Annotated in this window: 15 protein-coding genes; 7 read left to right on the forward strand and 8 right to left on the reverse strand. The window is 44.8% G+C overall.

All coding sequences use genetic code 11. From position 1 onward, the window contains the following. Nucleotides 1–127: 127 nt before the first annotated feature. Nucleotides 128–1,636 (forward strand): carboxylesterase/lipase family protein, encoded by a 1,509-nt coding sequence (locus tag ABFV72_RS02815; protein WP_347162349.1) that lies wholly within the window; start codon nucleotides 128–130, stop codon nucleotides 1,634–1,636. A gap of 319 nt (nucleotides 1,637–1,955) precedes the next feature. On the opposite strand, the gene nirD is transcribed toward ABFV72_RS02815, so the two are convergent. Both nirD and nirB read right to left on the reverse strand, forming a co-directional pair. Further along, nucleotides 1,956–2,306 (reverse strand): nitrite reductase small subunit NirD, encoded by a 351-nt coding sequence (gene nirD / locus ABFV72_RS02820; RefSeq protein WP_191115282.1) that lies wholly within the window; start codon nucleotides 2,304–2,306, stop codon nucleotides 1,956–1,958. A gap of 136 nt (nucleotides 2,307–2,442) precedes the next feature. Beyond that, complete coding sequence (gene nirB / locus ABFV72_RS02825; protein WP_347162350.1) at nucleotides 2,443–5,043, reverse strand: nitrite reductase large subunit NirB; 2,601 nt, start codon at nucleotides 5,041–5,043, stop codon at nucleotides 2,443–2,445. A 641-nt stretch (nucleotides 5,044–5,684) separates the two neighbouring features. On the opposite strand from nirB, the gene ABFV72_RS02830 reads away from it, so the two are divergent. The 5 genes from ABFV72_RS02830 to cobA all read left to right on the forward strand — a co-directional run bounded on the left by ABFV72_RS02830 (nucleotide 5,685) and on the right by cobA (nucleotide 15,436). After that, nucleotides 5,685–7,193 carry a NarK family nitrate/nitrite MFS transporter gene (locus ABFV72_RS02830; protein ID WP_347162351.1) on the forward strand — a complete coding sequence of 503 codons (1,509 nt, stop codon included), beginning with the start codon at nucleotides 5,685–5,687 and terminating at the stop codon, nucleotides 7,191–7,193. A 16-nt stretch (nucleotides 7,194–7,209) separates the two neighbouring features. Further along, nucleotides 7,210–9,348 carry a protein kinase domain-containing protein gene (locus ABFV72_RS02835; RefSeq protein ID WP_347162352.1) on the forward strand — a complete coding sequence of 713 codons (2,139 nt, stop codon included), beginning with the start codon at nucleotides 7,210–7,212 and terminating at the stop codon, nucleotides 9,346–9,348. A gap of 55 nt (nucleotides 9,349–9,403) precedes the next feature. Beyond that, nucleotides 9,404–10,882 carry an NAD(P)/FAD-dependent oxidoreductase gene (locus ABFV72_RS02840; RefSeq protein ID WP_347162353.1) on the forward strand — a complete coding sequence of 493 codons (1,479 nt, stop codon included), beginning with the start codon at nucleotides 9,404–9,406 and terminating at the stop codon, nucleotides 10,880–10,882. Next, entirely contained in the window at nucleotides 10,879–14,367 is a 3,489-nt protein-coding gene (locus ABFV72_RS02845; RefSeq protein WP_347162354.1) for a nitrate reductase, read from the forward strand. The genes ABFV72_RS02840 and ABFV72_RS02845 overlap by 4 nt, the downstream gene beginning before the upstream one ends. Nucleotides 14,368–14,572: 205 nt before the next feature. Beyond that, nucleotides 14,573–15,436, forward strand: a complete 864-nt coding sequence (gene cobA / locus ABFV72_RS02850) for a uroporphyrinogen-III C-methyltransferase (protein ID WP_347162401.1) — start codon at nucleotides 14,573–14,575, stop codon at nucleotides 15,434–15,436. Nucleotides 15,437–15,622: 186 nt separating this feature from the next. Here cobA and ABFV72_RS02855 read toward each other — a convergent pair whose 3' ends face one another. Further along, nucleotides 15,623–15,964, reverse strand: a complete 342-nt coding sequence (locus ABFV72_RS02855; RefSeq protein ID WP_347162355.1) for a LysR substrate-binding domain-containing protein — start codon at nucleotides 15,962–15,964, stop codon at nucleotides 15,623–15,625. Between the two features lie 6 nt (nucleotides 15,965–15,970). Between ABFV72_RS02855 and ABFV72_RS02860 the strand changes: the two genes are divergently transcribed. After that, nucleotides 15,971–16,183 (forward strand): hypothetical protein, encoded by a 213-nt coding sequence (locus ABFV72_RS02860; protein WP_347162356.1) that lies wholly within the window; start codon nucleotides 15,971–15,973, stop codon nucleotides 16,181–16,183. A 35-nt stretch (nucleotides 16,184–16,218) separates the two neighbouring features. On the opposite strand, the gene ABFV72_RS02865 is transcribed toward ABFV72_RS02860, so the two are convergent. The 5 genes from ABFV72_RS02865 to ABFV72_RS02885 all read right to left on the reverse strand — a co-directional run bounded on the left by ABFV72_RS02865 (nucleotide 16,219) and on the right by ABFV72_RS02885 (nucleotide 20,974). Continuing rightward, on the reverse strand, nucleotides 16,219–16,686 hold the full coding sequence (locus ABFV72_RS02865) for a DUF305 domain-containing protein (RefSeq protein ID WP_347162357.1): 468 nt from the start codon (nucleotides 16,684–16,686) through the stop codon (nucleotides 16,219–16,221). 43 nt (nucleotides 16,687–16,729) lie between these two features. Continuing rightward, the gene (locus ABFV72_RS02870) at nucleotides 16,730–17,728 is read right to left on the reverse strand and encodes a copper resistance protein B (protein WP_347162358.1); all 999 of its coding nucleotides are present in this window, start codon (nucleotides 17,726–17,728) and stop codon (nucleotides 16,730–16,732) included. Nucleotides 17,729–17,753: 25 nt separating this feature from the next. After that, nucleotides 17,754–19,454 (reverse strand): copper resistance system multicopper oxidase, encoded by a 1,701-nt coding sequence (locus ABFV72_RS02875; protein WP_347162359.1) that lies wholly within the window; start codon nucleotides 19,452–19,454, stop codon nucleotides 17,754–17,756. A 117-nt stretch (nucleotides 19,455–19,571) separates the two neighbouring features. Continuing rightward, a complete protein-coding gene (locus tag ABFV72_RS02880; protein ID WP_347162360.1) occupies nucleotides 19,572–20,225 on the reverse strand; it encodes a DUF411 domain-containing protein in 654 nt (217 codons plus the stop codon). Between the two features lie 155 nt (nucleotides 20,226–20,380). Beyond that, nucleotides 20,381–20,974: a c-type cytochrome gene (locus tag ABFV72_RS02885; protein ID WP_347162361.1), complete on the reverse strand. Its 594-nt coding sequence runs from the start codon at nucleotides 20,972–20,974 to the stop codon at nucleotides 20,381–20,383. Between the last annotated feature and the right edge of the window lie 92 nt (nucleotides 20,975–21,066).

Here is a 21,066-nt window from a genome sequence, read left to right on the forward strand (position 1 = left end):
GTTGGGTATCCACTTTTACCACTCTCATAAGAAAGACAAGTAAACAAAAAAAGGAATCATAATGATGGCTTTGAACCATATGGTAAAAAGGTTTTGCAAAGCGACAGTCATAATTTTAAGTTTTAATATGGCATCTTCATTTGCAGCGAATAACGATATAGAAGGACAGCAGATGACGGTTTCTGTTCATCAAGGCGACGTTCAAGGTAAAGTGGATGCCGACGTTACGTCATTTTATGGTATTCCTTATGCTCATGATCCTTTTACAAAAGCGCGTAGGTTTAAAGCTCCTCAGGCGTATGAAAAGTGGGAGGGCGTCTTGGACGCTACAAAAAAAACAGCGCCAGTTCCGCAGCCAGGAAGAGAGCAGACGGTTGAGCTTGTCGGTGCTGCAGGTGATCTTACCTTAAATATATGGGCGCCAACGGCTGCTCTACAATCAAATAAGCAGCTACCTGTAATGGTTTGGATACCAGGCGGCGCTTTTATTCGGGCAGATGCAGGAGAAGAGGCGTACAACGGTACTAGCTTTGCAAAAAACGACGCGATTGTCGTTACTGTGAATTATCGAGTTGGTGTGGATGGGTTTATGCATTTAGATGGTGCGCCAGATAATAGAGGTATTCTCGATCAAATTGCGGCACTACAATGGGTACAGAAAAACATTGCCAATTTTGGCGGTAATCCAGAGAACGTTACTTTGTTCGGTCAATCAGCAGGTGCTGAAAGCGTCGCCATACTGTTGGGTACAGATAAGGCAAAAGGTCTCTTTCAACAAGCAATCATGCAAAGCCCACCAATGCAATTTATGACCATGGAGCAAGCAGATCGAGTTAGCCAAACTTTTGCCAAAGAGCTGGGTGTATCAGCAACGATAAGCGATATCTCTCAAATTCCTCTTGAAACGTTAGTCACTGAAGTTATTGATATCGGCAACACTATAAAGAATCGAGACCAGTGGGGCATGATGTCTTGGGGCGGAACAGCGTTTTTGCCTGTCGCTGATGGAGATGTCATCAAAGAGTCACCTATGAGAGATTTGGCAAACAATACAGATCCAGCCATTCCCGTTATCGTGGGTAGTACGGATCAAGAAGCCAGACTGTATTATGTTCCAGGCGGTGCTATCGACCAAATTCCTGCAACACAAAGATCTCAGTTGTTGAGTGACTTATCTTTGAATAGTGCATCGCGTAATGTTTACGCACCAATTAAGAATGAAAAATCTATTGGCGATAGCTTTGCTGACATTCAGTCTGATTATACCTTTCGGATGCCTGCAGTCCATATTGCTGAGCACTTGGTTAACAACGGCAATAAAGTCTGGCATTATAACTTTTCGTGGTTTTCACCAGCCTTTGATGGAAAATTAGGCGCCGCGCATTTTGTGGATGTGCCTTTTACCTTTAACGCTCTTGATAGTGAGCAAGCCAAAAGCTTTATTGGCGATCAACCATCGCAAAAGCTTGCCAATACTATGCATCAGAACTGGATTGAGTTTGCTCGTTCTGGACAAGCACCATGGGATAACTATCGACTAGCAGATCGAGCAACGATGGTATTTGATACTGATTCTAAAATTGTTAACGACCCTGAGCGAGACGTTAGAGTATTATGGAAAGATTATTCGTTCTAGAACGATGATGCCAAGTATATAGCCTGAAGCGCAACTCACAAGCATAAAGCTCTATACGCGGCATGAGCTATCATAACAGCCACTTATGATAGCCATGGATGCATAAGGATTGAAATAAGGCGTAAAGTCTACTTCTAATAAAACTAAAAACGCAAATATCAGCCTTTCAGTTTGGTAGAATATATTGAAACGTTTAATGCGTGGTATTTCAGCGTAGTTGTCAAAAATAAAACATCCTTTGAATCTCAGATTCAAAGGATGTTTTAGATTAATACAGCAATTATTAATGGCATATCAAAATAAGAGATAACGCCGCTTATTATTCGTAGTTTGCCACCACATTATTTCCATCAAGTTTGAATTTATAAGTATTGAGCACAATACTCTCATCATCTAAACACTGACCAGTAGCTAGGTTAAAGCGTTGCTTATAGATGGGCGAGGCCACATAAAGGACTTCTTTTGCTGTTCCTGTATCATCTGTAATCGTGGTGCCACCAATCAACCCTCGAGACAATACATTGGCTTGACTGAATGGATCGTAGTTATCAAGAGCAAATAAATCGTTCTGTTTGGTACGAAAAATAGCAATTTGTTTGCCATCTATGAGGGCGCAGACACCGGTTTCAGGAATGATATCGTCAAGTGTACAAATAGTCTGTTGGTTCATGAGGCGGTATCCTTAGTGATGATAATATTGCTCTGTATGAGTGGTAAATCATGAGTAATAAGTTACGAGTTGCAAAACATGAGTCAAAAAACAGCGCCTTGCTTTTTGTGATAACTAACAAGGCACTCATCATTGGCTAGGCCAATTCAACCAAATTGATGGTTGCTTTTTCCGCATCAGTCGCTGGGCGAATCTGCTCACGATCGGTCACGAAAACGACATTATCATCGCCTTTCTCACTGTTTACAAAATGACGGAAACGTTTGAGTTTTTCGGTGTCATTAATCGTCGCTGCCCACTCACACACGTAATTGTCGACCAATAACTGCATTTGTGCTTCGAGCTCATCTGCTATGCCCAAACTGTCTTCAATAATGACGGCTTTTAGATAATCCAGCCCGCCATCTAAGCTTTCACGCCACTTTGAGGTGCGCTGTAGCTTGTCCGCTGTTTTGATATAAAACATAATGATGCGGTCGATATATTTGACCATAGTTTCGGTGTCCAGATCGGTGGCGAACAGCTCGCCATGACGTGGGGTGATACCACCATTACCGCAGACAAATAGATTCCAGCCGTTTTCAGTCGCAATCATGCCAAAGTCTTTACTTTGCGCTTCAGCACATTCGCGCATACAGCCTGACACACCCATTTTGATTTTGTGCGGTGAGCGCACGCCTTTATAACGATCTTCTAATCTCAAGGCGAGACCAATACTGTCATCGACGCCGTAGCGGCACCAGTTGTTACCGATACAAGATTTCACGGTACGTAAAGATTTACCATAGGCATGGCCAGTCTCAAAGCCTGCTTGTACCAGTTGCGTCCAAATATCAGGTAATTGCTCCATGCGCGCGCCAAATAGATCGACTCGCATCCCACCAGTGATTTTGGTGTACAAATTAAACTGCTTCGCCACTTGACCCAGTACGATGAGCTTGTCTGCAGTGATTTCACCGCCCGGCACACGCGGTACGACGGAATAAGTGCCGTCTTTTTGGATATTACCTAAGTAGTAATCGTTACTGTCTTGTAGTGGTGTCAGCTCGGTTTTGAGTACATAGTCATTCCAGCACGATGCCAAAATAGAGGCGACTGTCGGTTTACATATCTCACAGCCATGGCCGCTGCCATGTTCAGTCAGTAATTCATCAAAGGTTTTGATGCCTTGCACGCGAATTAGGCTATATAAATCTTGACGAGAGTAAGCAAAGTGCTCACACAAGTCATTGTTTACTTCAAAGCCCATGGCAGTGAGTTGATAGCTGACCGTATCTTTGACCATAGGGGCACAGCCGCCACAGCCACTACCAGCACTGGTCATGGTTTTTACATCGCTGACGGAGTATGCGCCGTTTTCGACGGCGGAGCAGATAGCGCCTTTGGTCACGTTATAACAAGAGCAGATCGTGGCAGTATCTGGCAGATTTTCGATGCCCATCACGGGTTTTTCGACATTGGGTAGTATCAGGCTTTCTGGGTGTGCGGGTAGATCAATGTCATTTAAATACAATTGCAATAAGTTGTTATAGTCTTCGGTGTCGCCTACCAATACAGCACCAAGCAAGCGTTTGTTATCCGGTGTAGTGACCAGTTTTTTATAAATGCCCTCAGCTGGGTTTTGATACAGGTAGCTCAAGCTGCCGTCACTCGTACCATGTGCGTCGCCAATACTACCCACATCAACACCCATCAGTTTTAACTTGGTGCTCATGTCAGCACCCGTAAATATCTGCTTGCTATCACCAGCGATTTGCGCGGCACAGATACTGGCCATGTTGTAGCCGGGAGCCACCAGACCAAATACTTTGTTGTCCCATACTGCGCATTCGCCCACGGCATAAACATGATCTACATTGGTGCGACATTGCTCATTGATCAAGATGCCACCACGCCCGCCCATTTCGATACCGCATTCAGGGTTGTTTTTAATGAGACCGTCTTGCGGTCTAATACCAGCGCTAAACACAATCATATCGGCCGTTAGAGAGGTGTCATCTGTAAACTGCATGGTTAAATGTTGACCGTCACCGCTGGTGTCATCAGAGTTGGGTGCAGTATTGGATAGAATCTCTTTGGTGTTTTTGCCTGTCAGTACTTTGACACCAAGTGCTTCTATTTTTCGCTTTAAGATCTCACCGCCAGCGGCATCGAGCTGAACGCCCATCAATTGCGGTGCGAACTCGACCACATAGGTATCAAGCCCTAGTGTCACGAGTGCTTTTGCGGCCTCAAGCCCCAGTAGACCACCACCAACCACTACGCCTTTTTTGACAGTGGGCAGCTCCGCAATCGCTAAAATCTCATCTAAATCCGCAATGGTTCGGTATACGTGGCAATGCGGATGCTCGCAGCCTGGGATGGGCGGCACAAAAGGATATGAGCCAGTTGCTAGCACCAACTCAGAGTACTCAATAATCTCGCCTGCCTCAGTAGTAATACGCTGCCTGGCCGAATCGATATCTACAATGCACTGATTCAAATGCAAATTAACTTTTGATAATTCGTAAGCCGTTAAATCTACTAGGTTCAGCTTACTGGCATCTTTATGTTCAAAGTAGCTCGACAAATAAACACGGTCATAAGCAGGGCGGTCTTCTTCAGCAAATACATGAATGTCAAATTGCTGGTGCAGTCCTTGCTCAATTGCTCGTTCAATAAAGTGATGACCGACCATACCGTTGCCAATCACCACTAAATTGCCTTTGTTTTCTGTGTTCAATGCAGTGCTAATCATGCGTCTGTCCTTAGTGATGGGGCTGGTTGAATGCGGACATCGTTTATTTTTTTATCACGCTATAAACGGCTCCGTCTCTCAACAACAGCTGATAAACAGCATTTAATACCTACTATTACAGAGTATTCAATAATCATGCCAGAGCACTTCGATTAGCTAGGTTTTTGCGCGTTGCTATTAGGCATAAAGGTATGCCGTATCGAGACCAGTCGCTTATATACTAAGGTTTTTATGTCAGCATGATTAGCGTTGCTATTTGCCAAAAATCAGGGTGAGCACGATTGTTAATGACAGCGATATCAAAAATTAATGCACCAAAATAGTTACTGCTGTGCCCCAAGTTGGATGTTATTGCTGTTTATAAGGGAGGCTGATGGAGTGTTTTAAATCTGCTTTATTAATGCTTTATTAGCATAAGTGTCAGGTGTGGTGATGGTTATAGACCCACCAGTAAAGGCGCTTGGATAATTAACGAGTGCTGATCTTTATATGGATCTGGCAGCGTACACAAATAACTGGCATAACCATTGCACTGCTTGAAACATTGCTACTTATCATATTTGAATACTGCATTTTTTGAACACTTAGTACCTTTAGTACGTTGTCAGAACCCTGAAGTTAATCATTTGAGGAAGTTGCCTATGTCATCATCAGCCCCCGTTGCATCTAGTAAAGACAAACTTAATGTTTTGTCATTTACGGGTAAAAATAAAATCCTTCATTTAGGTTGGATGGCATTTTTCCTTACCTTTTTTGTGTGGTTTAACCATGCACCATTTTTATCAGCGATTGGAGAAACACTCAATCTTAGTAAAGACCAAGTCAAAACGTTACTCATTTTAAACGTGGCACTAACTATTCCTGCCCGCGTGATTATCGGGATGCTGACAGACCGTTTTGGTCCTCGTATTGTTTATACTGCCATTTTGGCTATTGGTGCCATTCCTTGTTTTACCTTTGCGTTCGCGCAGGATTACAACACCTTGGCACTGTCTCGGTTTTTACTGGGTTTTGTGGGTGCAGGCTTTGTGGTGGGTATCCGTTTGATGAGTGATTGGTTTCCAACCAATGAATTAGGGACGGCTGAGGGTATTTATGGGGGGTGGGGTAATTTCGGCTCAGCAGCAGCGGCACTGTTATTGCCGACTATCGCGATTGGTGCCGCAGCAGTGTTCGGTGGTGATGAAGGGTGGCGTTATGCAACAGCCACGTCAGGAGTAGTGATGGCGATTTATAGCATCATTTTTTATAAGATGGCGCGTAATACACCCAAAGGGGCTACTTATTTTAAACCCAAAAAATCAGGTGCCATGATGGTGACGTCATCAGGTGATTTTTGGTTAATGATGGTTTTTAAACTGCCTATGTATTTGGCATTGGCTCTATTGGCGTGGAAACTATCACCTGATGGTGTGAGCTTGCTGAGCCAGTCTAGTGTCATCATGGTCTATATTGGCCTTGCGATACTGTATGTTTACGAGTTCATCAGTAGTTACCGTTTTAATAAAGAGGTTTTCACCACGCCTGTACCAGTAGCGCATCGTTATGATTTTAAGCAAGTAGGTATCTTAAATATTTTGTATTTTGCCACGTTCGGCTCAGAGCTTGCTGTCGTGTCGATGCTTCCTTTGTTTTACCAAGAAACTTTTAGTTTATCGATTGTGATGGCAGGGGTATTGGCATCAAGCTATGCCTTTATGAATCTCATGTCACGCCCAGGTGGCGGTTGGCTAAGTGATAAGTTTGGTCGCAAAATTACTTTGTTGATTTTGACAGCTGGATTGGCCATCGGGTATCTATTAATGGGCTTACTTGACTCAAGATGGCCACTTGCACTGGCATTGTTAATTACGATGTTTTGCTCGTTCTTTGTACAGGCAGGTGAAGGCGCTGTTTTTGCGGTGATTCCTCTGATCAAACGCAGTATGACAGGGCAGTTTGCAGGGATGACAGGTGCGTATGGCAATGTTGGATCAGTGGTGTATTTAACAGTGCTAAGCCTGGTGTCTTATCAAGTGTTTTTCTTTGTAATTGCCGCGACAGCAGTGGCTGGATTCTTTGCATTGTTTCTCTTAAAAGAGCCAGAAGGCATCATTATTGAAGAGATGCCAGATGGCACATTTGCCGAAATACAAGTGAGTCATAGATAGTATGGGGTGACGACAGATGACGATAACACATGCAGCAAACGCCAATAGAAACAATAGTCAAAATGCGGATGAGATGGCTGTTCATTTCAATAAAGGTAATCCGTCATCTTTGATAGAGTCAAGTCAGTTTGTTGCTATTGATGAGACTGGTGGAAATAAAGATATTGTTGATGCCAGTACTGCATTATGGTGGCTTGATTTTTTTACTATGGCAGGTCGCAAGACGGAAAACCAAGACAGCTTACTTATCACCACCTGCTTGCCCCATCAATATTCAGGTGCAGAATCATCTAGTGCCAATCGCTCAATATCTCAAGCAAGATATCACCCGTCCTCATCAGCCCCATTATTGGTGCTGATGGCAGATGGGGTCAGCGCTTGTCAGTTTCCAAAACAGGCAAGCCGACTGGTAGTGAATACCATTGCCCACAAAATCACATTAGGGTTGTCTGCACTGACACAATCGCAAGATGAGACGTCATCCATCAGTTTTGACGATGATCAAGTCGCTAGTCTCATCAAAACAGCAGTCAACAAAGCCAACGATATTCTATATTTTCCTCAATCGTATCAACGGGTGCCACCGTTGTTGTCTACGTTATCAGGCTTGCTATGTATCGGTGACCGTATTCACCTGTTTCATACAGGCGATTCTCGAATATACCGCGTTGGGGTAGATTGTCTGACGGTATTGAGCAAAGATCACCGCGTGTACCGCGGCCAAGATAAAGGAGCGCTTGCGGCGGCTATCGGCGCAGATAGCCAGTTAGAGCTACAACAATCAGTATTTACCCTTCATCAAAACGAGTGTTTGGCCATCATGACGGATGGGGTATATGAGCATATAGAGCCCACAGAGTTGCAGTTTGAGCTGTGCAGCAGTGCGACTGATATATTTCAGTTGATGGCTACTACACACAAATTACCGCTAGGGTTTAACACCAGTCAAGCCGTGTGCGAGCAAGCCTTTAGTGCAGGCAGTCATGACAATCTAAGCATGGTCATGCTGAGTATGAACACACGCTCAGCCCATTTTACTTCTATCAATGGCTCTAAGGGTATTGGTCATTTTGATGACATTGATTTTGATAATCTGGATACGGTCATACATGATGTGAATCGCTACCAGTTGCCAACCGATTTACAGATAGGTGACCATATTGATGGCTTTACTGTGATTGGTATCATTGCTCGTACTGCTCGCAGTCATGTGTACTGGGTACAAGATGAATACAACCATGACTTTGTTTTAAAATCACCTAGTTTAGACTCTGTGGATGATGGTCACTATCTGCGTGATTTTTTAAAAGAACGTAAAATTGGTTTGAGCCTATCAAAACATCGCCGCGCGGGTGAGTCTGCTTACAATCAAGCTGACCCCAATCGATTGCCTGTCAATCCTGCATCCAATAATAGTGGTCATAGTGTGGGTTCTGGCCTCAGTGAGTCGGGGCTGCTGCGATACTATCCGGTACCAGCAAGTACCACATACTTATATCATCTGACTGAATATATCGCCGGTGAGAGTTTACGGGACTTTATGGATCGTCATGCGCCTTGTGATGTGTGGCAAACCTTTGATTTACTCACCAAAATTGGCATGGCGGTTCGAGTCATGCATCGCAACTATCTGCTGCATCAAGACATCAAACCTGAAAACATTCTTTTGACCAAATCAGGCGCGGTCAAACTGATTGATTTTGGTTCCGCCAGTTCCTCTATCTTAAAAGACAGCACCCGACCACCAAATGGTGATTTGCACTATGCTGCACCAGAATATTACACCGATGCACCAAAAGGTGTGCATTCTGACTTGTTCTCGATTGCAGTGATTGGTTATGAATTGCTGACGGGACAATTGCCATTTAATACCCAAACACTAATGATGCCAAACCAAACACTAATGATGCCCGCGCAGCCGCTACGGCAACAGAACGTACCTGACGCCAGCCAACAGGCACTCATGCGTGCGCTGCATGTCAACACTAACGCGCGCTATCAAGCCATTGGAGAGTTTTTACAAGATTTTAACCCCGATAATAAGGCGCATAGCCGCGACCCAGAGCCCCTCATTAAGCGTAACCCTCTACTGGTATGGCATGGCATTTGCTTCATAGAGTTTGTCATCATTTTATTGTTGTTGGCGTACTTTTAATGACACGCTGTTTTGCATTCAATGCTGCTCCGCGCGGCTAAGGAATTTTCTGTTTATGTCGCTATCTATGTCGCAAGCCTCCACTACGGTAGATACTCATACCAACACTCACGCCTTAGCATCAGACCATCAAAAAAATGCTGGCATCGTTATTATCGGGGCGGGCATGGCAGGCAGTCGTTTTGCCATTGAGCTTGCTCGCACGCAATCAAATGATGACACCGCCCGTTTGCCAATTACGTTAATCAGTAAAGAGCCACACGTGGGCTATAACCGAATTATGTTGTCACCCGTATTGGCTGGCGACACAGCGTTTAAAGATACTTATTTATATGATAACTCAGAGTATGAACAGCTGGGTATTACTGTGTTGGCTGGGGTTGCGGTAGAGACAATAGATACCAAGTGCCAGTGTATTGAGCTAGATAATGGGCAAACACTCAACTATGCCAAGTTAGTAATGGCTACAGGATCAACTGCCCGAGTCATTCCATTCCCCAATCACACAGCTAAGGGCGTGCATGTGTTTCGAGACCTTGCCGATGTGACCGCTCTGATGGACTATGCTAGCCAAGGAAAAACGGGTTTGGTGATTGGCGGTGGCGTACTGGGATTGGAGGCTGCCTGCGCGTTAGCGGTACAGGGCGCGAGCATGACGGTCATTCATATGGATGGCTATGTACTCAATCGTCAACTAGACCTGCCAGCGGCCGAGCTTTTGCAAGCGGAGCTCAGCCGCCGAGGGGTTGGTCTCGCGGTTTCTGCCCATACTGAGGCCATTGAGATGAATGATGCAGGAGAAGTATGCGGATTATCTTTAAAAGACGGGTGTACGCTAGCGGCCGATTTTATCGTGATGGCAGTGGGTGTGATACCCAATACAGCGCTTGCCAAACAAAGCGGGCTCGAGGTTAATCGCGGTATTGTGGTCGATGATTTTATGCACACCAGTTGCCCCAATGTTTATGCCATTGGTGAGTGTATAGAGCGAGAGGGCGAACTATTTGGAATGGTTGCGCCGGTCAATCAGCAAGTGGATACACTGGTCACAGTTTTAAAAGATGATTTTATAGAAAACAATACAAACGTAATAGATGGCAAAGTCACCGTGCCAGATCACTGGGTTCCTTTTGTGAGTAAACCGCTGTCATTAAAATTGAAAGTATCTGGCATGTCGGCCTTTTCTGCAGGGCAAATCGCTTTTGATGACGAAGCCGCTGATACTGTTGAGACCCTCGTGTATCGTCAGCCTGACTTAAACCATTATCATTGTCTGTATCTCAAAGAAAACAAACTCATTGGCGCTGTGCTTTATGGGGACACAAGCGATGGCAGCTTTTACAGTCAGTTGATTATAGATAATGTTGATATTACGCCTATCAAAGACACACTCATATTTGGCGAAGCATATTGTCATTTGGATGAAATTACGCTTAATAATTCGCCAACTACGGAAGTAGGTATAGAGCTTGATGATACGGACAAAAACATCAGTCATCATAAAGTGGCCGAACTGTTAGAGGATGCATTATGAATGACGCTATTACCAATCAATCTGCTGCTAGTAAAGTAGTGTCAGCTAATAAATCGAACAACCTGCCTAATAGCGTGCAAAAAACGACAGGCCACGTCATTGAGACACATGACATAAGCGCCGCCAAAAATATCAAAAAAGCACCGTTGTCATCTGATGGTGATTTGATTAATAGCTCGATCACTACCATCCGCACGACGTGTCCTTATTGCGGAGTGGGATGCGGTGTGTTAGCGAGCGTGAATGAGACAGGGGTGCTGAGTGTAAAAGGAGATCCTGAACATCCGGCTAACTTTGGTAAATTGTGCTCCAAAGGGAGTGCACTGGCACAAACATTGGGCACTGCGCGCCGCTTGACCGAGCCATATTATCAAAACAAGCAAGCAGTCATGCAACAGCATCAGCCTATGCAATTGGGTAATGATTTCAATGCTATAGACCTATCCGCCAAGCCACTTATAAATCAGACAGACTGGGAAACCGTTTTAGATGACGTGGCCAGTCGTTTGAATGACACTATCGCTAAACACGGGCGAGACAGCATTATGTTTTATGTCTCAGGTCAATTGCTGACTGAAGACTATTACGTGGCCAATAAATTTATAAAAGGGTTTATCGGTAATAACAACATCGACTCCAACTCTCGGCTGTGCATGTCATCTGCAGTAGCCGGGCACAAACGTGCATTTGGTGCAGACCTTGTGCCGGGTAATTACGAGGATTTGGAGGCTTGTGATTTATTAGTGCTGGTAGGCTCCAATATGGCGTGGTGCCATCCTATTTTGTTTGGTCGATTTTTAGCAGCCAAAAAAGCCAATCCTAATAAAAAACTGATTGTGATAGACCCACGCCGTACGGACTCTTGTGAATTTGCTGATTTGCATTTACCAATTGCTGCGGGCACGGATACACATTTATATAATGGGTTGCTGCATTACCTAGATCAGAAGGGTTGCCAAGATGATGAATATGTTAGCCAAAGCTTGGGCGTTGATGATGCGGTGAATGCGGCCAAAGCATGGAGCATTGATGAAGTCGCTAGCGCCTGCCAAGTGTCTGCGGAAAGTATCCGCCAGTTCTATGAATGCATTGCCGCCACTGATAAAACAGTCACTGCCTTTAGTATGGGCGTCAACCAATCGCAAAGCGGAACCGATAAGGTTAATGCCATTATCAACACCCATTTGTTCACAGGGCGTGTGGGCAAATTAGGGGCCAGTCCGTTTTCACTCACTGGACAGCCTAATGCAATGGGTGGACGAGAAGTAGGCGCCCTTGCTAATCTGTTGGCGGCGCATTTAGAACTAGACAATGTCGATCACCGGCAGCTCGTGGCAGACTTTTGGCAGTCGCCTCAGGCTATCTCCCCAAACGTGGGTGTGAAAGCCTGCGATGCGGCCGCTGCCATATTGGATGGTCGTATCAAGGCCATTTGGATTATGGCCACTAACCCTGTGGTCAGCTTGCCAGATGCGGATAATTTTCGCCAAGCGCTTGCTGAATGTGATTTGGTTATTGTCTCTGATTGCTCGGTAGACAGTGATACGGTGAAGTGTGCCGATATTGTATTGCCTGCTCAAGGGTGGGGCGAAAAATCTGGAACGGTCACCAATTCTGAACGGCGCATCTCTCGGCAGCGGACATTAATGCCTGCAGCAGGGCTTGCCAAACCAGATTGGTGGATACTGTCTCAAGTTGCCACACGCATGGGATTAAAGGGATTTGATTACCAACACCCAAGCGAGATATTTAATGAGCATGTGGCATTGACCGCTTATGGCAATACGCACAATCAAAGCCCATCCAATTCTAATAAGACCTATCCTCGCTACCTGAATTTTAGCAAAGACTTGTCTGCTTTAATGACAGATGAGGTGCCAGCCGATAAACCTGTTCAACAACTTCAACAACATATTAACCAGAACGGCAATCAAATACATACCCCAATCGCACTCAGTCAGCAAGCATACGAAGAGATGTTACCATTTCAATGGGGTGGTACGCGTATCTCTATGATTGATAAGATAAAACCTTTAGAAAATGAGATCATTAATCCCGCTGCTACTGTTGCCAAGTCACAGTTAATAGCGATTACGCCCTCTGACGAAGCGAGCGTAGCCAATGTGCATCGACGTCAAAGAAGGCAAAAACCCCAACTAATTGATGAGCATCAATCGCCCTCTAAACAAGAGCTTGATCATGATACTCAACCTGAAAGCCAAGCGATTCATTTACGCCTGATTACGGGCAGGCTTCGCGATCAGTGGCATACCATGACTCGTACTGGCCTTGCACCGCAGTTAAACCAACATCAGCCAATACAAACACTAACCATACACGCTAACGATGCACAGCAACTGGGTGTCCAAGACAATGACTTTGTGCAACTGCATCGCAGGTATGAAAACTACGAAAAGTATGAAAGTTATGAGAACGATGTGACCAGTGATGGCATAGTTAGTGATATCGCGATAAGTACGGCTAAGGATAGTAACAAGCCAGCGAGTACCGTAATGGCACAAGTTGCCATTAGCGATACGTTGCGCGTTGGTGATGCATTTATGCCCATGCATTGGAGCAATGCTTTTGCTAGCTTCGCTCGTGTAGGTCCCCTTATTCCAACAGTCGTCGATCCGCATTCAGGGCAGCCAGAGCTCAAAAATTCGGCGATCAGTGTCACGCCCGTTCCTATGCAATCATTTGGCAAGATTTTGGTGCATCCTGAGTGGCAAGACGCCGTTATAGTGCAATTACGTACTATTTTGGCCAATTTTTCTGCCCAAGCGTCAGAGGAAGAATTGTCTGAAACAAAATGCGAAGCACGTTCAAAGAATATTTTACCAGAGGCATTACCTGCACTTACTTGGAGTTTGAGTCATCAAAATAACAGCGTCTTGATCAATCTCGCTAGCCCGATGGTGGAGGCTAGCAGTACCTTAGCGTGCCCCGAGTTTTGGCAGCAGTTTATGGCCTCTATGCAATCATTATCACAGCCAAACTCTCAAGAGCGTGTCATGCATACGGCATTTACGGTCGATAATGTACAGAATCAATTGCGTTTCATTGTGACGAAATCTGCGCCTGATATAGACTCAGATAACACTGCTATAAATCGTCAAGTATCTGATGATGAAAAGCCCAGTACACAACTGATTATGGCTGTTTATATTGCCCCAACGCAAAAGCAATTACCGAGTGTACGCTGGCTCGATAGCTGTTTTACGGATACCAGCCAAATACCTGTCAATCAACGATATAAATGGTTGCTAGCGGGGCGGCCTGCCAGTGGTTATGTCGATCCAGGCCCTTTGGTGTGCTCTTGTATGTCAGTTGGAAAAAATATCATTCTCAACGCTATCACGCAGCATGGTTGTACTAGTGCGACGGCAGTGGGTAAGCAGTGCCGAGCAGGTACCAATTGTGGATCTTGTGTGGGGCAAATCAATGCATTAATTGCAGAATGCGCCCCATTGGCGCAAGCTTAAATGATGTTATGGCACGTCGCTTGCAGCCTTCTATATGTAATTACTGGTTGAGTGTTGTGTTATGAACAATAAGCCATTCTAGAGTAGGGGTTTATTCACAACTTTGCTTTTGGTTGCCCATTTTGCTGTATTCACGCTGTTATCAGGAGTCACTACCATGACCAATATATCTGCCGCTATCTCAACGCATGAGGCCTATCCGCTAATGGGTCAATACGGTGCAGAAAACGTGCAAACTTGCACCAAAAGAGGCACCGTGCATCTGATTGGCGCAGGATCTGGTGACCCTGAGCTCTTAACCTTAAAAGCGTGGCGAGTGATGCACCGCGCAGAGGTAGTGTTATATGACAGTCTGGTGTCTGAAGATATTTTGGATATGTGCGCGACTACGGCTGAAAAAATATTCGTTGGTAAGCGCCGCGCCAACCATGCATTGCCACAAGAGAGTATTAACGAGCTACTGGTCAAACACGCGCTGGCAGGCAAGATAGTGGTTCGTTTAAAAGGTGGCGACCCCTTTATTTTTGGACGCGGTGGTGAAGAGCTACAGGAAGTGGTGCGTCATGGCATTCATTTTGAGTCTATTCCGGGTATCACTGCCGCAAGTGCCGCGGCTAGCCGTGCAGGAATTCCACTAACGCACCGTGACTATGCTCAGTCGGTCAAGTTTGTCACTGCTTGCAAAAAAAATGGCGCGCCTAATAATGATTATAGTGAGCTAATGGACAGCAGCCAGACAGTTGTGTTTTACATGGGTTTGCACCGTTTGCATGAGATGACACAAGGGTTGATAGCAAGTGGGCGCGACAGCGAGACGCCTTTTGCCATTATTAGCCATGCCAGTATGCCAACGCAGCAGGTACTTATCGGTACATTAAGTGATATCGCTGATCAGCAAGCTGAAGCAAAACTGCCAACCCCTGCACTTTTAATCATGGGTGATGTGGTCGCTTTATATCATGAGTTTGCAGGCTACAATCTTGGCACCATGGGTAAAGGTGAGTTTGTTGATGTTGATAAAGTGATAAGCAGCAATGATTTAATGCCCAATTTAGAGAGTATTGCGTAGGATAACTATGTTTAAGAGACGGTTATTTTAAGAAACTGTTATCAACGTGATTATGTGAACCCGTCCAGAATTTTGTGTAGGACCGTTTTTAGTCTAGATAATACTTACATCAGTTTAAGAATGTTCGATGTCGTTTCAAAGTTGGCTATAGCTAAGTTACTTATTATAGATTTCGTAATTGCTTAATCAACCAACGATGTGTGCCGCTGTCAGTAGTACGTGGATGCCATGCTGCGATGACCTTAAAAGTAGGCGGCAATGCTTCAACCTTAAGCTCTTTGACCTTACTGCTCGGCAATAATCGCGAAGGAAAAACGCAATCATGTCAGTCGTGTGCAAAATATCTGGTACAGCCGAAAAGCTAGGAACTGACATCACAATATTTCGCTTTAGACCTTTTTCTGCAAACCATTGATCATGAGAACCACGTAAATTAGCATGCGAGGGTGACACGACTAGCTGCACGTGTGCAGCCACTTGCACCAGTGTCAATGGCTCTGTTGCAAAGGTATTTCCACAACCCGTCACGCATAAATGTTGCTCTTCAAACTTATACGCATATTGATAGAATATGTCAGACTTTATCCAACGCTCCTAATCGTATTGACGTTATTGAAGCCTGTGACCCAAGGATTAAGCCTGCCAGTGGTGGTATTAATTGAAACGATAATACTTGTTCCACTGACACAGTTGGTGTCTTTCCCACTAGCAGGCTGGGTCATTGAGCGTCTGAGCAGAAAAAAGTGATCGCTTTTTGCAGCATTCACTGGTACACCATTCTCTTATTCAAGCTCATCAATCAACTGCTTCATTTCATCAATTTCACGCTTTTGGGCTTTTATAATATCATCAGCAAGCTGTTGCACACGCGGATCTTCAATATCAGCACGACTACTGGTGAGAATGGCAATCGAATGATGCGGTATCATCGCTTGCATCCAATCGACTTGATCGACAGTCGCTTGAGATCTAACGCCCCAGATACCAACTGCAAACATTAATACACTTAGACCATAGATCATCAAATTGACCTTGGTCTTCTTATACATATTGGTCATAAATGCCAACATGACGACTGCCATACCGGCACCCATGTATAGCGCCATATAAGCTCGGGTTTCACTAAAGTAAATGTGATCCCACTGGTAGGTATTGAAGTACATCATGATATACATGATGACAGTCGATGTCAGAATCATTAAGGTAAATTTTAAATAAGGGTTCATATTTTTTTGCTTAGCAGCTTCCATGATATGACCTCCATTGTTTTGTTAAATTAAAATGGGTAGACAGTTAAAACCAGAATTTGACCCCCGCAGTCAAACTACTGCCATCAACCGATTCATCTTCGTGACGTCGTTGACCACGAGCTTTGCCAAGCGCTGTCTCATAACTAACCCCCACATAAGGGGCTAGCTGGCGATTGAACGTTTCGTAAGTCAGCCTGACCTCAGTTTCCATCTCATTAAAGCCCTTGGTAATACCATTATCATGGTCATCTTTACTAAAGGCTGTCAGTCCAACCTCCGGTATGACAACCCAATGCTGATCCAAACGCCATTCGTACTCTGCACCCAGATCAAGACGAAGTTGACCATCGGTATATAAGTAGGCTCTCGCATCCGTTTCGATGAAATACGGCGCGGTACCGACAATACCTGCCATTATGGCAGCTTTATCGTTTTCAGTATCGTAAGCGACACCAGCTTCACCATTCCAAAAAATACTTAGTGGTTTCCAATAAGCAAGCGAGCTCAAGCTATCTATTTCTTTATCATCTTTAGTCTGAGCACTACCTTCCGTGCGTAGCCTTATACGATTGCTATCAGTACCATACCAACCCGTCGCCTCGAAGTTGATTTGGTCTTCATCGAACTGATAGCCCAAGTCATCTACTGAGACTCCCCATAATGGCATGCTGCCCATCATCATTGGCTTACCATACTGCCCGTAGGGAACACCGTTTGAATAGTCTGGACTACGAGCATCGGCTGGTGGCTGCCCACCTTGCATCCCCGACATATCCATGCCACTGTGATTCATACCAGACATATCCATGCCGCTATGATCCATATCAGACATGTCGCCCGACATATCCATGCCGCTGTGATCCATACCAGACATGTCGCCTGACATATCCATGCCGCTGTGATCCATACCAGACATATCGCCTGACATATCCATGCTGCTATGATCCATATCAGACATCTCAGCAGCTGTTGCAAAAGAGGATGTGAGCAAGACTAGCGATGACAAACCAATGAATGGCAGATTTTTCTTAGATATTTTCATAGTAAGCCTCATACTTGAAGGTTTGTTAAACAACGGCAACTTCTCGGAACATACCGGCTTCCATGTGATAAAGCAGATGGCAATGCCATGCCCATCGTCCAAACTCACCCGTCACATCAAAGCTAATCTTTTGCGCTGGTTGCACCACAATCGTATGCTTACGTACCTGAAAGTCTCCAGATGGTGTTCGTAAATCGCTCCACATACCATGCAGGTGCATCGGATGATTCATCATCGTGTCATTGACTAGGGTAATACGCACGCGTTCGTTTGGCTTAATATTGACAGGCGTTGCATCCTTAAACATGACACCATCCAACGCCCAAATATAGCGCTCCATGTTACCCGTTAAATGTAGCTCGATCTCTCGGGTAGGATTACGCTGCTCCGCAAATATAGCCTCATCCACGGAACGTAATTGGTCATAAGTCAAGACCTTTCTATCAATATCACGCAGGTTAATACCGGGATCATCGAGGTTCATACGTGGACTGTCGACACGCATATCAGATTTAAAGTCATACTCGGTCTTAGCATGCTTTGCTTTGTAGCCTTTATCACCCATCGCACCCATCATATCTGCCATGGTTAGCCATTCGATCTTGTCCATAGCCGGTATGGCAGCTCGTGCGCCTTTTTTAGTTGAAAGCGTGGTCGCGACATAGCCTGAACGATCGATGTTTTGGGCAAATATCGTATGTGCGTCTTGAGTAGGCGTGACGATGACATCATAGGTCTCAGCCACGCCAATGCGGAAATCATCAATCGTAACGGGTGCGACATCAATACCATCTGTTGCTACCACCGTCATTTTGAGACCCGGTATACGCACATCAAATATCGTCTGTGCTGAGGCATTGATAAAGCGTAGTTTGACGGGCTGTCCCGCTTTCACTAGCTGTGTCCAATTAGCCGCTGTGGTTTTACCATTCATCAGATAGGTAAAAGTCTTCTCACCAGATAGATCGGTAAAATCCGTTGGCATCATGCGCATCTGATTCCACATTTTGCGCTTGTCATAGGCGGCTTCTAAATCTGTTGCGGCAATATCAGACAATAGCTTTTTAAAATCTGGCAAGTGGTAGTTATCAAAGTCAGCGCGCTGTTTGAGCAACTTCAAGAGATTGTGTGGATCGCGGTGCGTCCAATCACTCAGCACGATTACATGGTCTTCTGCGACTGGACGACGCTCACGGCCTTTTGGTTCAATGACAATAGCACCGAGCATACCAGTTTGCTCTTGAAAGCCACTGTGTGAGTGATACCAATAGGTGCCTGATTGTTTAAGTTTGAATTTATAGGTAAAGGTACTATTTGCAGGAATGCCATCGAAGCTAATACCTGGCACCCCATCCATCTCAAAAGGTACCAGCAAGCCATGCCAATGGATAGAGGTTGACTCATCCATCTGATTATGAACACGGATAGTTACGGTATCGCCTTCACGCATTTTTAGCGTTGGTGCTGGTAGTGAGTCGTTAATCAGTGTTGCCATACTCGACTTGCCATTGACAGTGACAGGCTTCTTGCTGACATACAGATCAAACTCATTCCCAGTTAAGATAGGTACGATATGGTCGGCTTTATCACTGTTGACGGCTACATTCTGCTGGCCTATTCCTAGCGCACTATTGGCAATAGACGGTAGGGTGGACAGCATGGATGCCCCTAACAAGGTAGAAGATCCTGTCAAAAAACGCCTGCGGTTAAGCATAGTTTTGTTCATAATTATTCACCTGGTTTATATCCATAAAGTGAGAGTTGAGCCTGTATTTATTAGCTAAGTCTATGACTTTGGTCACTTATTAATAGAGCTGGATAATCTATTTAAACGACAACCAAGCTAGATTTGCTGCTGCGGTGAGTCAATAGTTGCATAAATAGCTGTTGAGCCATCTTTATTAAGCTGCATCACTTTATACGGCATAAATTTATCTTGGTATTCCATACCTGGGCTACCGACTGGCATGCTCGGTACAGCAAGTCCGATCGCATCACTTGGCGGGTTTTTTAGGAACTGCGCCATATACTTAGCAGGGACATGACCTTCGAAAACGTAGCCATCAGTAGTGACGGTGGTATGGCAAGAGCGCATTTGCTGCGGTACGCTGTATCGCTCTTTAAACAAGGACACGTCTTCGACATTCTGTGCAGTTGCGTTTAGACCATGACCTTCGGCATAACCGACCCATTCTTTGCAACAGCCACAATTGGCATCTTTATAGACGGTGGCTGAGATATTTTTTAGGTTAGTTGATTGGGTATCTGAAGGAGCGCTGATAGGTGTCATTTCAACTGTTGGTTGCTCCGTGTGCGTAGTTTGCACGTTTTGCGTAGCAATAGTTGGCTCAGTCGCTGGTGTTGAGTCAGCAGCAGCGGAGTTAGGTTGACTACAAGCGGCAATCGTTAACGATAATGGCAATACCACGATCGCCGAGAGCACACGGCCAGATATCAGATGATGTTCATTAATAAATCTATTAGTATAGCGTCTCATAAAACCACTCCCGAGTGTCTGTCTGACGATTAAATATTATAAAAATTAGAGCCACATCACTGGATAAAATAGCACTGGACAAAATAGTGCTAGTAAAGCTTAAAACTCAAATCGCAAAAAGCAGCACTATTGAGCACTGCATTTTTTACAAAAAATCAATGTTGCATTTCGGATCCATCACCTGACATATCCATCTCACCATCAAATGACATATCCAACATACTATCGTCTAACCGAGTCGTTAGCATGGTGTACTGGTTTTCATTTAAGTCAGGTAGCGATCTAATAAAAGCAACAATCGCCCATATCCTGTCATCATCGTGAGTAGCGCCCCAAGCGGGCATGCCAGACGCCATAATGCCATGTTTAATCGCCCAAAAGCTTTGTCTGGCACCAGCCTCGTTTCGATAGCGCTTAACGATATCCGCCTCAGTAAAGTTAGGAGGCTTTGGGTACATACCGCTATTTAGATCTGTGCTGTTGACGCCGGGAGACAAATGGCAGCCTGCACACATATCTTTGTAATCTGCACCGCCCGAGCTGATCATTTCCGCCTTCTTTAAATTGGGAACCAAAATATTCTTGCTGGCATGTTCAATTGAGCGTGTGCGGGCAGTTTCTAAAAAATCGTAAACCAGCGGACTATGAGCTCGATCAGCACCGATATTTATCATGCCGCTAGTCACCGTAATAAAAATACCCACAATAGCGACAAAGACAGTAAAAAGTATTCCTAACAAGAACTTCATAGGTTTGTCCTAAAAATCCATTTTCTTTAATATCCCATTACTGCTTGATCAGCTTCTCTGACAATATAGTCAAGTCTATATAAATCCGCTAC

Origin of the sequence: Psychrobacter proteolyticus, from assembly GCF_039762275.1 — a bacterium.
GTDB lineage: Bacteria > Pseudomonadota > Gammaproteobacteria > Pseudomonadales > Moraxellaceae > Psychrobacter > Psychrobacter proteolyticus_C.